At 45.8% G+C, this 14,923-nt stretch carries 12 protein-coding genes; 5 read left to right on the forward strand and 7 right to left on the reverse strand.

From position 1 onward, the window contains the following. The first annotated feature begins 351 nt into the window (after nucleotides 1-351). Nucleotides 352-768, forward strand: a complete 417-nt coding sequence (locus CHA6605_RS12295) for a hypothetical protein (RefSeq protein WP_015159765.1) — start codon at nucleotides 352-354, stop codon at nucleotides 766-768. 235 nt (nucleotides 769-1,003) lie between these two features. Here the strand turns inward: CHA6605_RS12295 and CHA6605_RS12300 are convergent, their stop codons facing one another. Then, on the reverse strand, nucleotides 1,004-1,903 hold the full coding sequence (locus CHA6605_RS12300; RefSeq protein WP_015157789.1) for a transposase family protein: 900 nt from the start codon (nucleotides 1,901-1,903) through the stop codon (nucleotides 1,004-1,006). A gap of 520 nt (nucleotides 1,904-2,423) precedes the next feature. Between CHA6605_RS12300 and CHA6605_RS31570 the strand changes: the two genes are divergently transcribed. Both CHA6605_RS31570 and CHA6605_RS31575 read left to right on the forward strand, forming a co-directional pair. Next, the gene (locus CHA6605_RS31570; protein ID WP_157259971.1) at nucleotides 2,424-2,726 is read left to right on the forward strand and encodes a hypothetical protein; all 303 of its coding nucleotides are present in this window, start codon (nucleotides 2,424-2,426) and stop codon (nucleotides 2,724-2,726) included. Nucleotides 2,727-2,728: 2 nt separating this feature from the next. Beyond that, nucleotides 2,729-3,070, forward strand: coding sequence for a hypothetical protein (locus tag CHA6605_RS31575; protein WP_051038845.1), 342 nt, complete (start codon nucleotides 2,729-2,731; stop codon nucleotides 3,068-3,070). 89 nt (nucleotides 3,071-3,159) lie between these two features. Here the strand turns inward: CHA6605_RS31575 and CHA6605_RS12310 are convergent, their stop codons facing one another. The 4 genes from CHA6605_RS12310 to CHA6605_RS12325 all read right to left on the reverse strand — a co-directional run bounded on the left by CHA6605_RS12310 (nucleotide 3,160) and on the right by CHA6605_RS12325 (nucleotide 11,446). Further along, nucleotides 3,160-4,842 (reverse strand): cytochrome b5-like heme/steroid binding domain-containing protein, encoded by a 1,683-nt coding sequence (locus CHA6605_RS12310; protein WP_015159766.1) that lies wholly within the window; start codon nucleotides 4,840-4,842, stop codon nucleotides 3,160-3,162. 71 nt (nucleotides 4,843-4,913) lie between these two features. Next, nucleotides 4,914-6,062 carry a type III polyketide synthase gene (locus tag CHA6605_RS12315; protein WP_015159767.1) on the reverse strand — a complete coding sequence of 383 codons (1,149 nt, stop codon included), beginning with the start codon at nucleotides 6,060-6,062 and terminating at the stop codon, nucleotides 4,914-4,916. Between the two features lie 36 nt (nucleotides 6,063-6,098). Then, nucleotides 6,099-8,780 carry a bifunctional serine/threonine-protein kinase/ABC transporter substrate-binding protein gene (locus tag CHA6605_RS31580; RefSeq protein WP_015159768.1) on the reverse strand — a complete coding sequence of 894 codons (2,682 nt, stop codon included), beginning with the start codon at nucleotides 8,778-8,780 and terminating at the stop codon, nucleotides 6,099-6,101. A gap of 158 nt (nucleotides 8,781-8,938) precedes the next feature. Then, entirely contained in the window at nucleotides 8,939-11,446 is a 2,508-nt protein-coding gene (locus CHA6605_RS12325; protein ID WP_015159769.1) for an ATP-binding cassette domain-containing protein, read from the reverse strand. A 419-nt stretch (nucleotides 11,447-11,865) separates the two neighbouring features. Here CHA6605_RS12325 and CHA6605_RS12330 point away from each other — a divergent pair, with 419 nt between their 5' ends. Then, a complete protein-coding gene (locus CHA6605_RS12330) occupies nucleotides 11,866-12,702 on the forward strand; it encodes a Spy/CpxP family protein refolding chaperone (protein WP_015159770.1) in 837 nt (278 codons plus the stop codon). Between the two features lie 28 nt (nucleotides 12,703-12,730). Here CHA6605_RS12330 and CHA6605_RS36175 read toward each other — a convergent pair whose 3' ends face one another. Together CHA6605_RS36175 and CHA6605_RS35745 are read right to left on the reverse strand one after the other, a co-directional pair. Continuing rightward, on the reverse strand, nucleotides 12,731-12,853 hold the full coding sequence (locus tag CHA6605_RS36175; protein WP_269744582.1) for a hypothetical protein: 123 nt from the start codon (nucleotides 12,851-12,853) through the stop codon (nucleotides 12,731-12,733). A gap of 2 nt (nucleotides 12,854-12,855) precedes the next feature. Further along, nucleotides 12,856-13,038 carry a hypothetical protein gene (locus tag CHA6605_RS35745; protein ID WP_041547975.1) on the reverse strand — a complete coding sequence of 61 codons (183 nt, stop codon included), beginning with the start codon at nucleotides 13,036-13,038 and terminating at the stop codon, nucleotides 12,856-12,858. Between CHA6605_RS35745 and CHA6605_RS12340 the strand changes: the two genes are divergently transcribed. Beyond that, a complete protein-coding gene (locus CHA6605_RS12340; RefSeq protein ID WP_015159771.1) occupies nucleotides 13,037-14,887 on the forward strand; it encodes an ATP-binding cassette domain-containing protein in 1,851 nt (616 codons plus the stop codon). The two genes, CHA6605_RS35745 and CHA6605_RS12340, sit on opposite strands and share 2 nt — an antisense overlap. The last annotated feature ends 36 nt before the right edge of the window (nucleotides 14,888-14,923 follow it).

Raw genomic sequence — 14,923 nt, forward strand, 5'->3', positions numbered from 1 at the left:
AGACCAATCACTTAGCTGGCATTAATACCATGACATTGAAAGTTTGAAAGATCGACCACTCTATTCAAGCAAATTTCGAGCCTAACAACAGATCTAGAACACTTGGGAGTTCGTGGGCGATCGCACTAATACAATTCAACTATCGGACTAAGCAGATGCAGGAATCAGTTCGCCACTATCATCGATTCGACCGCAATTGACAATAGACAGTTGACACAGGAGCAGATCGCTGTCAAGTGTAGTAGGTGCAGCTCGCGATCGATTATCAACTGTAACTGGGGCAATTCGTTGTCAACTGTCCACTGTCTATCTTGACGCGCGCTCTACCGAGCGATCGTCGGCGATACTAGTGTGGTTATCGATTCTACTACAGGTATCACCCGATCGATCGCCGCTAATCTACTAGGAATTGCCAACCTGAATGGTAATCCGATTACTACTACCACCGCAGCCACTCAAACCTACTCCTTTAACCTCCAACAATCCGAACTCAATGCCATCGCTAGTCAGACGCTGCTGATTGGTGTAGAGGGTGATGGCACCAGTCAAATTAATGGCATCGCGCCTGTTTATACCAAAGGAAACTATCGAATTTTCGCAGTCGATAAAGCCGGAATTAATCTCTTAGATATTTCCAATCCCCTATTACGAGTTATTGGAGATCTCAATGGCGATAGCAAAGTCGATGGTGTCGATTCGCAACTATTAACTAATGCCTTTGGTACCACCGACGCAGCCACGTCACAAAATATGAATATGACCCGCTAAATCGTCGGACTAATATCAAAGACAGTATCGATCAAATTTCCAGAATTGTTTACGATAATAGACCTATCCTAAAACCTGTGTAGCAGACTCAGCATAGGTTCCGAACGATAGACACTTCACAGTGTATTCTATATGTTTCCCCAATCAGTTCTAGGAGTCCAGCTAATTACTATTAAAAACTAGCCCATTAATTGCCATTTTGTATTTTTTGTATTTACGAGCTTCTTTACTATCGTCAAACTGCTAAAATCAATGTTCCCAGTCGCAATCTAACTAATCCACATATTGTTAGTATTACTTCTTCATATTTATTCCCCTTCATCCGGAATCTTTCTTTGGCCGCCCTAAATATCTTGATTAGGCGAATGACATGTTCTACATATATTCTTTCACTAGATATTTCCTTGTTCACCTCTTTTTGTAGATCTGTTAATTCTTTTCCTCTTGGCTTCTTCTGAGGAATTTTGATATTAATACCACCTTGATATCCTTTGTCTCCGGTAAATTTCTGCTCAATATTAAATTTCTTTTGCTGTTCTCTAAATATACTAATATCACTAGTCTTACCTTGTTTGCCCACCTCTACATCGACTAAATCTTTTCCTGATGGTAATGTAATTACCTGCCCTTTAAATGTGTGTTGCTTTTTCTTTCCTGAATAATATTCTTTCTGCACCTGATTGTCTTCAGGTCTTTCTCTCGGCTGTTCCCAACTATCTACAATCAACTCATACTCGGCGAGCATTTCTTTCACCACTGCCAATTCTTCTCGGTCTTTTCTTGCTCCCTCTATTAGGCTAGATGGTAGTATTTTTCTCAGGATTTTTATCCAGTAATTAAATGTATCATTCGCTTCTGTTTTGGAAACACTAAATTGCAACCCTAGGATTTCAAATGTCGGCAAATGCCTTAGATAAAATACACACAAACATATTTCTTCCTCTAAGGTGAGTTTTTTAGGTCTCCCTCCTCCCTTTTTATTAATCCTAATCTTTTGTTTTTCATGTGCCAATCTTAATCTTTCTTCCTCAATTTTTGCAATCTCTACTAATGCCGACCACTGCTCGTAATTAATTCCGATAATTTGCTTTGTTCGTTCTGGATAGTTTTCAATATATTCTAGTGGATTTTTCATTATGGCTAAAATACTATTTTACGATTTTAGTGCCTTTTTTGTCCATGAATTATATTTCGGATAGGTCTAATGTGGGGAATAAAATCCGCGAATATCTTACTGTCGATATTGGGGTCAAATGAGCAATCGTACAGAAACTTACGCTAAGGCTGAAACCTTTGCTGTATAAGCTTTCTATGTACAGGAATTTTTGTTCTGTCTAATGTCCGATGAAGCATACCATTTAATCTTAGGTTATTTGGTACAGGAATTTAGCACGGCACAATAAGGGGTTGAGGCTTATCAATTTCAGAGGCTTCAATTGGTACAGTTTTCCTTTCAACGATCGGGGTCTAAAATTTGTGCGATTGACTCCTTAGCGCAAGTTTCTGTACCGTTGCTCATTTCACCCCTATACAACAAGCTCAATGGAGTGGAAATCGAAGTAAGTCAAGCACTACTCAGAGAAACCGCGCAGGACTGACAACAGATCGTTCAAACCATTGGAGGAGAACAGCCACATCCATGTCCAGGATATGAAATGAGAATAGTGGATGGGAACTGTTTAGCCGGAACAGACCATCGATTAGATGCCATCCGGTTATTTGCAGCAACAGCACTACCAGGCAAGATGCTCGTGGTATTAGACCCCATCTCCAAATTGGTAGTAGATATATTTCCCATCGAAGATGGACATGCACAAGAACGCAGCCGATTTAAGGAAGTATTAGCAGTAGTGAAACCAAATCAAATTTGGACGGGAGACCGCAATTTTTGTACAGCGGAATTTCTCACCACAATTGCTGAACGTTCAGCATTCTTTGTGATTCGGCAACATGGCTAGCAATGGCATTTGCTACTTATAACATTTTGGCAACCATTCGAGCTGCTTTGGGCAGTGTTCATGGAGTTGGTAAAATCGAGGCTGGCTTATCTGATTACTATCTGGTGGATGAAGTTCAAGGTATTTATCGGGGGATGATGATTTCGATTCCAGCTCCTCATTGGCAAGTCTTTGAGACGTTTTCAATTAGACAAATGGGGGAAATGTTACAGCACCTTGCCCACCATGTTCATCTGAAACGTTTTCTCAAGGCTACCAGGGGGGAAAAGAAGAAGCGACCGCCTCTAATTGTTAATTCCAACCATCGACATGTTTCCACGGCTCGATTGTTGTCAACCTCCTAAACCCTGATGACATCAGGGTTTCAGATCTAGCTATTTTCTACATTGAAAGGGCTGGGTGGGCATTGCCCACCACCATACTCTGAGTTCAACTAAATCGATCCGACGCCAGTCCATCCTTTAATGGCATACTCTAGCGTTTTAGCTAATGCTTGAGGATGTATGTGTTCTTTGATGATGCCAAACTTATTTTCTTTGGCTAAACGAGACGGAACGGCTAAATAATTATTAAATAAACGCGGGAGACGTTCGATAAAGAAATTTTTTGGCTCTACCCATTTAATGCCAAATTTTTCGGCTTCCTCGCGGACGATGCTTTCGCTGAGAATATTGGCAAAACCGCTGCGTTGTTGGGGTAAAACGTGATGCACGCGGTGGGGACTCAAGCCAGCAGAGAGGAAACAATCGAGATATTTATTGCCGATCATCGTTAGATCGTAAGCATTGCGAATTTGTTCTGCCGCCCAGTCTTTCTTGCTCCAATCGATCTCGATATCGGCTTCATCATCTGCGTCTCTATGCTCGAAATCGTGACTGGCAACAATCATAAAGGTGCTAATCCATAGCGTAATGATAAATTGGATCAGCCAAACACCAAATGCACCATTAAGTGTAAATAAAACTAACTCGGTTAGGAGTAATAAATGAATTCCCAAGCTACCCAGAAAGTGAGGGACGCCAAATTGCCAAGAACCGTAGAGATCTTTTGCGCCAATCTTGAATGTCAGCAAAAATAAATCAGCAATGCGGATGAACATTCCAGCGACAAGGTGCCCGATTTTATGAAAACTATGTACGGGAATTCGATAGTAACGGGGTAGCTCTAAGATGGCAGTGAAGACACTTTTTTTGATGTCTACTTCGCTCTGAGTGTAGGGATGATGTAAGAGCGTGTGACCGTCGGTAACGACTAAGGCGAGCGGTACATAGTTGATATCGAAAATGTTTGCAAGTACTTTATTGATGCCGATTTGCGGGCGATGGATTAGGTAATGTCCGACGCCAGATAGCGCGATTCTGAGGATGACGATCGCGGGAATAAATAGATAGGCTGGGAGCTGTGCGTTCGCATCGAGGAACGCCCATTGAGTTGCTAGATAAGCACAGAATAGCAGAATACCGATCGCATCGAATAGCGAATCTTGGCGGGCGATTTGCTGTTGAAAATCTGGCTTATTAATTCTAGCTTTGATTTTATAGAGTAGTTGCTCTTTGTTCTCGAAGCTATATTTTGGGGTGTCCGTCCAACCGTTGAAATCTTCTTTAAATAAGAATGGTGGTGCGTTATATTTAGGATGGATATCTTCGGGTCTAGCTTCGCGATCGAGTGCGTATTTTTGAATCCGTCTTTTGACTTTTTCGGGGTTGGGATGAAAGATATTGACGATCGTGGTAATATCCCGATTTTTGGTGCGCCCGATAAAGAATTGACCGCCGGGATGTTGGAGAATAAATTCTGTTAAATCGTAAGCATAGCCGTCATAGATCCAGACATTGGGTAATGGTGTGCCGTCGGCGGGATGGGGCGGTGCTTCGCGCGCTGGTAGAAGTCGTCTATTTCCCGTTTCGGGCGATTGCGATCGATCGACAGCAGCAGTTGAGCCAACTGGCGACGGTGGTGCGGCAGGTGGATGGGGCGGTAGTTCTCGCGCGGGAGGATATGGAGGTAATTCTCGATTGATTGGTTCTCCTGTGGGCGGATGGCGTGGTAATTCTCTTTCGATCGAGGGTGGCTCGCTCGGTGATATTAATTCAATCTGTTGTTCGGAAGACATAGTTGTTATAAAGTTAAATATTATTTAGTATTGGTAGAGCGGGGAGTAGCCTGCTAACGCTACAAAAGGATTTAATATTTTTCAAACAAAATGCCTTCAATGCCAACTCCGGGTGAGAAGGAGAAGGCTACTCCCGTTAATGGCTCGGTGCGATCGAAATGGCTGCTCGAATCGAGTCTAATCAGCATTCGTTCGAGCGTAAATAGCACGGCACAGCTCAACACATTGCCATACTCACGGAGGATTTCCCAGCTATCATCGACTTGCTCGTCGGTGAGTCCCAGGGAACGTTGGACTTTTTCGATAATGCGGGTACCGCCGGGATGTACGACCCACAGATCGATGTCTGCTTTGGCGAGCTGATGCTCGCTCAGAAAGTTGGTAATAATCGGATCGACACCAGCTTCGATATAGCCAGGTAATTGCGGCGACAATTGGCAAGTAATCCCGTTAGCTTGGACATCTAGGACGATGCCATCGGCGGTATCTTCGACGAGGTAGCTGAAGTTGTCCCTAATCACCAACCGATTTGCAGCGGCTAAATTAGCGATGTCGCGCGCGCCTAAAACTACTGCCGCACAGCCGTCGCCGAAAATACTATGAATGATAATGTCGTTGAGATTATCGCCAAAGCTGGAGTTAACCGAACTTAATTCCAGACAAACCATTAAAGCCTTGCTGTGGGGATAGGCGCGGAGATAGTCGCAAGCCACGCGCAACCCGGTAATCGCTGCCGCACACCCCATGAAATTGACCGGGATTCGGGCGATATTGCGGCGCAAGCCTAAATGTTCGATGACTTTGGTATCGACGCCTGGAGCGAGGAAACCCGTGCTGGTGACAAACACAATCAGTCCGATTTCGTCTTCAATTTTAGTCGTGTCATTAGGTCGCTCTTGCCTATTCCGAGCTGTCGCAATCGCGAGTGCTTTGCTAGCGACTTTGGTGGCTAGCGGTACGGCATGTTCGGCGTACAAATCCATCCGCTGCTTGATATTGCTCGGTTGGCGACAAAAGTCCACCACCTCGTCCGTTAGCAAGTCAAGTGCTAGATGCCTATTCTCGATCCGCGTATTTTTGTAGATTTTTTCGATCCGCTCTTGATGCTGTCCCACACCATAGAGTTCGGACACGAATCTAGCGGCATCTGCTTGATACACGGTATGCTGGGGCGTGCCAGTGGCAATACTTTCAACGATCGGCAAAAATTGATTAGACATGACACGTCAGATAATTAGCTTGATTCTATCGGAGGTTTATTCGATCGGCACAAAGTCATACCCAGTTCTAGAAGAATATTTATAATTGATTGGTGTGGGGGCAACTTTGACTAAGACATAGCGATCGGGTGGTTCGCCTTTGGTAAACTGGGAGCGTCCCGATGCACCCATAAAGTCGTTTTTGGTCAGAGCATTCATCACGCTGTCTCTAGAGGGAGAAGAGTCGGCTTTTATTGCCGTTCCTACCGCTTTAACCGCATTGTAAGAGGTAGCTGTCACCCAATTGACTCGATCGTTCCACAGTTGTTGCGCCCCTGTCGAAAACTGCGGCGTGCTTTCGGATTCTTGCCAAGGTACGGCCATCATCAACCCTTCGGCTGCTTTCCCAGATCTGAGCGTGTTAACGCTATATAAGGCGGTATCGCTAAGGACGACGAGTTCGGGATACTTCGCCGCTTTGATTTTTAAAAGCCTCAAAGCCTCGCGACTAGAACGTCCGACGGGGAGTAGGAGGATCGCTTCGGCACCTGCGGCTTTGGCTTGTTGCAGATAGGCTTCGGCATCAAAAGTGGGGGTTGGTGTAGCCGCCGGACTGGGGGACACAGAAGAGGATACAGTCGAAAATTGGAAAGTTCCGACAATTTGCCCGCCTTTAGCGGTTAATTTATTGATAAATTGATTTTTGAACTCGTCATTATAGGTAATCGTCGGCACCGAAAAAACCGCTACTTTTAGCTTGCGATCGGTATCCACTAACCGATCGACTAATTTTTGGACGATCGTGTCGGCTTTGCCATTGGTTCTAAATACATAGGGCTTATCGGCACTAGTGAGGTTATTAGCCGTACTAATTGGCGCGATAAAAGCTAACTTCTCGCGATTGTAGATATTAGCAGCTTTGAATGTCACATCGTTGCGGTTATGTCCGACGATTCCCAGTACTTCCGGCTGTTTGGCAATATCCGCCGCCAGATTTTCGATCGTTTTGGGATCGTCACTATCGTCAATGACGCGGAGTTTAATTTTGGGATCGTCGACACCGCCAGCTTGATTTAGCTCCGATTGTGCCTGGGCAAAGCCTCTGAGCATTTCTGACGCGCGATCGAGCGAGCGCGAAATTGGTGCCGATACGGCGATGGTGTAACTTTTTTTATCGCCAATTAAGGCGTTATTTAGATAAATCCGGGTTTCGGGCGAGTTGGGATTTTCGACTAAGGCTGCTTGCAAATTGGTGACAGCTTCGCCATATTTTTTATTGGCGATCGCTTCAATGCCCATCCGTTTGAGATTTTTGAATCGATCGGTATCGCGAGGGCCTTCGACGCTGAGTAAAATTCGATCGCCCGTACTGCTACGCTGGGCGAGTGACTCGCTGAAGTTCGAGCCTCCCGGCGGCGGTATCAACTTAGAAATCAGTGCGATCGCGCCGACACCCAGCAGTGCCACCACCCCAATTTTGACTAGCGGTAGCGGTTTCTTAGTTGGCAGAGGAGCAGATTTTTCTTCCACTACCGGAGGTGGAGTATAAACTTGCATCGGTGCCTCCTCTAGCCGCAGTGGCACATTTTGGGGCGGCTGTGTTATCTCGATCGTGCCATTCGCACCATTATTGCCATTCATGCCATTATGCGCGGCTACATGTCCTACCAGGAGAGGTTCTTCTGGCTCGAAGGTGCCCAGGAGCAGTGTCTGCGGGACTGGCGCACTACTCTCCGGCGGAATGTTCGCAGCCGCAATACTTACGACTGGCATCCCATAAATATCGTCGAGAGCATCTAAGACATCTCTGGCTGACTGATATCGCTCGGTGGGATTGCTCCGCAGCATTTTGTCGAGCACCTCTGCCAACCCGTCGCTAACGGCAAGATATGGCGATCTCCATTTCCAATCGTTAGTATCGGCATCGAGTAATTCTTGCGGCGGTTTACCCGTAAGTAAATTCAGACAAGTGACTGCCAAGGCATACAAATCTGATGACGGATAAATCGCACTGCCTTGACGTTGTTCCCATGGTGCGTATTCTGGTGTAAAGACACAAGTGAGATTGCGGGCTGCCCCCGTGCCCTTGGCCGTTTCTGCGACTACTTGCTTGACTGCACCAAAGTCGATCGCATGAATTTGGCCTTGGGCATCGCGCATGATATTCGATGGTTTGATATCGCGATGAATCGAGCCTTGAAAGTGAATAAATTCTAAGATTTTGGCAACTTCCCGTAAGACAAAAATTACTTCTGTCTCGGTAAATTTCCCTTTTTCGCGCAATTCCTGTTGTAAATTGCGCCCATCGATATACTCTTGGACTAAATAAAAAAACTTTTGTTGGTTGTAAGGCGGCGACGCTGAAGCAGTGAGTTCTAAAAAGGCAAATAGGCGTGGGATGCGTGGATGTTCGCCCAATTTTTCGAGCACTTCAGCTTCACGATGAAACAGTTTAGTTGCGGTTTCTAGTTGCTCGGTGTTAAAACTGGGGTTAATCTGCAATTGTTTGATGACACACTGTCTGAGTCCCGGCGTGCGGCGATCGAAACCCAAAAAGGCCATCCCAAATCCACCCTGTTGCAGCAATTTGTTGGGCAAATAGCGGCCATCTAAAATTAGCGGCATCCCACAGTTAGCACAATGCCGCTGGTGGACGGTTTTCAAAAGGTTGCTATCGTCTAAATCGACAAACGAGTTTAGCGGTTGTTCGCATTGAGGGCGAGTGCAGTAGATGTCCATGGGGGAAGAGAGATGGGGACTGTGGGAGGGGGAGAGGGGGCGACGAGGGGACGGGGTAAGTTAGATGTTAAGACTAGCTTGGAGTGATGGGGCGGGTTTATGCGGTTGGGGATGAGGGTGGTTTAAGCTATCCGATCCCAACTCCAGTTTACAAAGGCTTATTTACCCTTCTTGCTGCTAGCAGGTTGACGTTTGGGGGATTTGAGGAGGTCTTTGCGTTTTTGGAGCCAAATTGTGACTCCGAGATAAAAAACACTTTGAAAGAGCAACATTCCCCAATTTAGACCCAAATTTTGCCAATTTGTGTCATAAACAGAGGAAGTCGTCATCATTTGTGAGAAATCAATACCCGCGTCATTTTTACTTGTCGGAATTAAGATATTTAGGTCGATTAATGTCCCGTAGGCACCGATCGACCAGCGCGAGATCGTCAACCAGGATACGAATCGACCGATCGGCACTTTATCTAGACCGAATAACACCCCCGCAAAAATGATTTGAGGTAACAGTAACAAAGGTAACGCACTATTTGCTTGGGCACTGTTTTTGACACTTGCCGATACCATTAAGCCCAGACAAACAGCGTCTAAAATGCTCAAGAAAGTCGTAATTGGCATTCCCAACCACCAGTTAATTGGGGCTAGTTCGGCAACTGGTTCGGGTTGTTGGAAGCATAGCAAGACGATCGCGCTAATCAGGATCGTTTGGGCGATCGCGAGTCCGCCTAATGTCAATAATTTGGAGCCGACATAAGCAAACAAGCCTAGATTGACTAAGCGTTCGCGCAGATAAATGGCAGATTCTTTAATGATCTCTTGGAGCGAACTTGCCAGTCCTACCCAAACGTTAGCACAGGTGAAGACGAACAAGATTTTGAGTGCCATTCCCGCCCGACTGACATTGGGCGAACCCACAAATGGCGTCAGCCAAGGATTGAGTGCAGCGTCAAACACTTTGCTGGTATCTTGCAAGGTATCTTTGGTCGCCAACCATACTAATAAAATCCCGATCGGAGCCGTGAGTAAAGATAAACCCAAGTACACCGGATCGCGGCGCAATAACTGGATATAACGTCTAATCAACAGTTGGATCTGTTGGAAAAAAGACTGCTTGCCCCGCTCTGGTGGCGGTAGGAGCGAGCGATTGGATTTGCGCCCTCCCCCATGGGTGGGCAAACTCAATCTTTCTTGAATATAGGTGCGATAGTAGTCGGAATCTTGGAACTTCGCCGCCGCATCCAAACAGTTTTCGGCAGTTTCGAGCTTGATATAAATATCCGCAAAATCGTCGGGTACTTCAAAGAATTCGTTAGCTGCGGTTGGGGGGCCAAAATAACAGAGATTGCCGCCCAACCCCATAAATGCCACCCGATCGCATAGATTGATATTGCTGGTGGCATGAGTGACTAGTACCACCGTCCGCCCTTCATCGGCAAGGCGACGGAGTAGTTGCATCATTTTTTTGTCCAAGCCCGGATCTAGCCCGGAAGTTGGTTCGTCTAAAAAGAATAAATTGGGGTCTGCCAACAGTTCGACGCCGATACTCACGCGCTTGAGTTGACCGCCACTGAGATTTTTGACGAGATTGTGTTGGCGTTGGGTGAGTTCGATATGTCCCAGCGTGTTGGCGAGGATACTTTCGATGTCGATATCGGGCGGGAGCCGCATCCGTGCGGCATAGTAGAGCACTTCCCTAACGGTGAGATTTTTGTGGACGATATCGCTTTGGGGGACATAGCCGATCGAATTGCGATAGATATTAAAGTTATTAACGAGGTTGTCGCCATTGAGATAAACCTGCCCCGAAGTCGGCTGCTGAATGCCCAGGAGTGTCTGCATCAGCGTCGATTTACCCGCACCACTTCCCCCTACGAGCGCGACAAATTGACCGGGTTCGATCGCCAAATTGACGTTATTGAGCAGACATAAACTCTGGCGATCTTTGAGCTTGACGACTTTGGTAATTCCATCGACATCCAGGCGAATATTCTCCCCGCGATCGGCGATTATCAGAGCGTCAGTCCGCAACACGAACGTATAAGGGCCGATCTGAATCACCGAGCCAATCTCCAACGGTATGGTTTTGTCTACTTGCTGGCGATCGACAAATACCCCGTTGGGGCTGTAGTTGTGCAACAGATACCTACCGGACGAGGTGCGTTGCACGGCGGCATGATGTCGCGAAATCGTCGGCGCATCTAATACAAAATTATTATCCTCGCTCCGCCCGATCGTGATTGTTTGCTGTGGGGCTAGCGACATTGACGTTTTGACTGGTGCCGAACCGATCCGCACATCGGTGGGATCGATATAAGTCAGCGTTGCATAATTTTGCGGATCTTGGCCGATCCGCAACTCATCGTAAGACTGGAGGCAATAGCCCTCTTGGGGCGTAATCAGCCGATTGTTAAGAAATAAGCGATTGCTGCTGGAATTTTGCCCGTCGCCATCGTAGATATAGTAGTCGCTATCGATCTTGCGAATAATTGCTTGACGACGACTCACCAATTCCCACTCGATCGGGACTACCAACCCGATCGGCTGCGGCTGTGCTGGCTCGCGTCCGAGATCGTGTTCTTCCTGAGTCAGATCGAAAGACACAAAGCTGTCCTGCCAATGCATTTCAATCCGAGGGGTGGTATCAAAAACAGTCCTAACAGCAACCATAATGTTTAGAAATTAAGCCGATAATACTGCATTTTAAACTGGGTGCGAATCGATAACAGCCATAGCAGCGAATGTCAAACTTTGAAAAATCGGTCCTTTAAATCGATAGCAGCCGCTGCTAAATGTCACACATCCACTCATCTATCCCATCTGCTATGGATTATATCCATCGCACCATTTCGCTCGTAATTATTATCGCGATCGTATCTTTGCTGTCACACCCAATAATATAGATTCATAATTATCTAGATCGGTCAAATTCCCACACATTTTTTAACATCTGGAGTAAATTGAGCTACCAACACAGTTATTCTATTAGCACGGATGGGTGCGATTGTTAAGTTGTATTTTGCTTAATTACTACCAGGAGTTAGAATAGTTCAGACTTTATCTATTCTCAGTAAACATCCCTAAAAAACATGACTTCATTAAGTTTAATTAACCGCCTAACTGTGACATCCTGCTTGGTAATTTGCACTGCTTCTGTGATGTTGACTAGTTGCAAGCAAGATCCAAAAACTCCCGAAACACCTGGGGCAAATTCTCCTAGCAGTCCTGCGGCTAGCACTGGTGGCGATCGCAATCCACCCAGTGGAGCTGAGTCCAATTCTGACCTCGCCAGACCAGAACGCGCTGGTGCTAACCCAATCCAGTTGTTGCAGAACCCCAAAATCAAATCCGAACTCCAATTGACTGACGATCAAGTCGCCAAAATTAAGGCGGTAGAGACCGATTTACTAGCGCAAGTGACGACCGCATCTAAGTCGATTAAGGAAGAAAATAAAAAGATCGAAGCCTTACCCAAAGATCAACAAGAGGGCGAGAAAAAGAAACTAGCTACTAAAATCGAAGAAGGTGCGCTGGTTTTAACCAAAGACTCTCAGAGTAAAATGAGCAAAATTCTCAAGCCAGAGCAAGAGAAAAGAGCCAAAGAGATTTTGTTGCAAAAGTTTGATTTTGGCATAGTAACTAAAGATGATTTTGCCACCGATCTCAAACTTACTGACGCTCAGAAAAAACAGCTTAATGATATCGTCGGTCAGATGCGTACCAAAGTTATTGGTGCTTGGGAAATCCCCGACAGGGAGGATGCTGCCAAACGGAATAAAACCCTCATTGATAACCGCAAGCGGATGGAAGCAATTATGAAAGAAAGCAACCAACAAGCTAAAGCTGTTTTAACACCAGATCAGCTCAAAACACTCGAAACTTTAAAAGGTAAACCAGTCTCCTTTTCGCTAGCGGATATTAAATAATCTAAGTTGCTACCGATAACCTCAGCGGTTAGAAACCGCTGCTCATGTTGCAAAGTCCGCCTACGCGGACTAATATTCCAGTCCGCGTAGCGGCGCACTCCGGTCGGGTTTCCCGACCATGGACGTGCGACAAGACAGGCGGACTTTGCATCACTAGCTACGACTGGAAGTCGTAGGCATTCTATAGGTAGCAACTTGGTTTAAATAATCGATCGAAGCCAAGGAATCGCCATTAGCTATTCCTTGGCAATCTAATATATCAAACCGATCGAGGTACGTCTTCAGCCATTTGTTTCGATCGACTGTATAGATTACTGCTGGGTAAACAAATTTCATGGAATTTATCAAATTTCTCTGGCAAATATCTTGGAAACAAATCGTCATTGCCTCTAGTGCGGGTTTAGTCAGCGGTTGTAGTAATGCACTGATGATTTCGATTATCAATCGCGAGGTACATCAAGGGCGGATTGACAATGCCTTATTGTTTTTTGGAATGCTCGCGATCTTTATTGTCATTACTAGCGTGCTGGCGCAGTATTTATTGGTCTTACTGTCACAAAATGCTATCTATGAATTAAGACTCCAATTAAGCAAAAATATTTTAGCTTCACCATTAGAGCATTTAGAAAAACTTCAAGAGAATCGTCTGATCGCGATGTTGACAGATGATATCAATACACTGACACGATCGGTTTCGGCGATTCCTAATATATTTATCGATTTTGCGACGGTGGTTGGTTCCTTTACTTATCTAGCTTGGGTATCCACGCCAATTTTCTCGATCGCGATTATCTCCACCGTCCTCGCGATTTGGTTCGTCCAAACTAAATTAAATAAAGCGCAGAAATTATTCTTTGAAGCGCGAGAAGAAGAAGATACTCTTCTCAAATATTTTCAGGGAATTATTAATGGCATCAAAGAACTCAAACTCAATCGATCGAAACGCTCGGAGTTTCTCGAAAAAAATCTCAAAGGTAGTGCCGCGAAACTGCGTCAAAAACATACTAGTGCCGCAGGCAGTTTTATCATCACCAATGGATTTGGGCAAACAATCCAATTTGCCTGTTTGGGCTTTATTCTATTCGTTTTACCATCCTTAATTCAGCTACCGCTACCAACCTTAGCCAGCTATGTCTTGATTAGCACCTTTATCGCCTTACCGATGCAAAATCTCCTCAATCGCATCCCCGAATTAGTGCGTGGGAATGTGGCATTGCGGAAAATCGAACGCATGAATATGTCGCTAGTCGATCTGGCAGAACCAGAACAAATTCCCACTGCCACTTCTGCCCATTGCCAGCTCCGACTGCAAGGCATCAGCTATCGATATCACCCCGACACCCCGCCATTTTCGCACCCAGAGGCACTAGGAGCAGATTTTCCATCCCATCCACCCCGCCACCCTCACGAGCGTCCTCAAGGCGATCCTGCCGCCGCTGGCACTCGCCCGCCGCATCCGCCACAGGGACAGCACCCCCATCCGCCACACCCACACGATCGAAGATTTCCGCCACCGCATCCACCTAATGGCAAACATCCCCATCCGCCACACCCCCACGAGCCGCCTCACGATCGCCATTTATCACCCAACGATAATCTCGATGCCGGATTTTTACTAGGGCCGATCGATCTGACAGTCACATCGGGAGAATTAATCTTTATTGTCGGTAGTAATGGGAGCGGAAAATCGACGCTTGCCAAATTAATTACGGGATTATATACACCGCGATCGGGTCAAATATTACTAAACGATACGCCGATTACCGAAGCAAATATCGAATGGTATCGCCAACATTTTGCAACCACTTTTGCCGATGCTTATTTATTCGATCGCTACTTAGGTATTGACGATCCGCAGCTCGATCGCGAAGTGCAAAAATATCTTAAAGAATTTCAACTCGATCGCAAGGTTAGCGTCAGCGATGGCGTACTGTCAACAACCAGCCTCTCGCAAGGACAACGCAAGCGGCTGGCATTACTCACCGCCTTTCTCGAAGATCGTCCGATTTATCTATTCGATGAATGGGCATCAGACCAAGATCCGGCCTTCCGCGAAATCTTTTATCAGCAAATGTTAATTCAGTTAAAAGAGCGAGGTAAATTAGTAATTGTCATTACTCACGACGATCGCTATTTCCATCTGGCCGATCGAATTTTGAAACTTAATTATGGTCGCGTTGAGTAATAAATGTAAAAAGTATGGCATTACTTACTGCCTTTC

The organism is Chamaesiphon minutus PCC 6605, from assembly GCF_000317145.1.
Taxonomy (GTDB): domain Bacteria; phylum Cyanobacteriota; class Cyanobacteriia; order Cyanobacteriales; family Chamaesiphonaceae; genus Chamaesiphon; species Chamaesiphon minutus.

What these genes read in the sequence shown, in the direction of transcription:
- CHA6605_RS12300 (WP_015157789.1), bottom strand. Translation starts at nt 1,903, where the DNA reads ATGAAAAATCCACTAGAATATATTGAAAACTATCCAGAACGAACAAAG.
- CHA6605_RS31570 (WP_157259971.1), top strand. Translation starts at nt 2,424, where the DNA reads ATGAGAATAGTGGATGGGAACTGTTTAGCCGGAACAGACCATCGATTA.
- CHA6605_RS31575 (WP_051038845.1), top strand. Translation starts at nt 2,729, where the DNA reads ATGGCATTTGCTACTTATAACATTTTGGCAACCATTCGAGCTGCTTTG.
- CHA6605_RS12310 (WP_015159766.1), bottom strand. Translation starts at nt 4,842, where the DNA reads ATGTCTTCCGAACAACAGATTGAATTAATATCACCGAGCGAGCCACCC.
- CHA6605_RS12315 (WP_015159767.1), bottom strand. Translation starts at nt 6,062, where the DNA reads ATGTCTAATCAATTTTTGCCGATCGTTGAAAGTATTGCCACTGGCACG.
- CHA6605_RS31580 (WP_015159768.1), bottom strand. Translation starts at nt 8,780, where the DNA reads ATGGACATCTACTGCACTCGCCCTCAATGCGAACAACCGCTAAACTCG.
- CHA6605_RS12325 (WP_015159769.1), bottom strand. Translation starts at nt 11,446, where the DNA reads ATGGTTGCTGTTAGGACTGTTTTTGATACCACCCCTCGGATTGAAATG.
- CHA6605_RS12330 (WP_015159770.1), top strand. Translation starts at nt 11,866, where the DNA reads ATGACTTCATTAAGTTTAATTAACCGCCTAACTGTGACATCCTGCTTG.
- CHA6605_RS36175 (WP_269744582.1), bottom strand. Translation starts at nt 12,853, where the DNA reads ATGCAAAGTCCGCCTGTCTTGTCGCACGTCCATGGTCGGGAAACCCGA.
- CHA6605_RS12340 (WP_015159771.1), top strand. Translation starts at nt 13,037, where the DNA reads ATGGAATTTATCAAATTTCTCTGGCAAATATCTTGGAAACAAATCGTC.
- CHA6605_RS35745 (WP_041547975.1), bottom strand. Translation starts at nt 13,038, where the DNA reads ATGAAATTTGTTTACCCAGCAGTAATCTATACAGTCGATCGAAACAAA.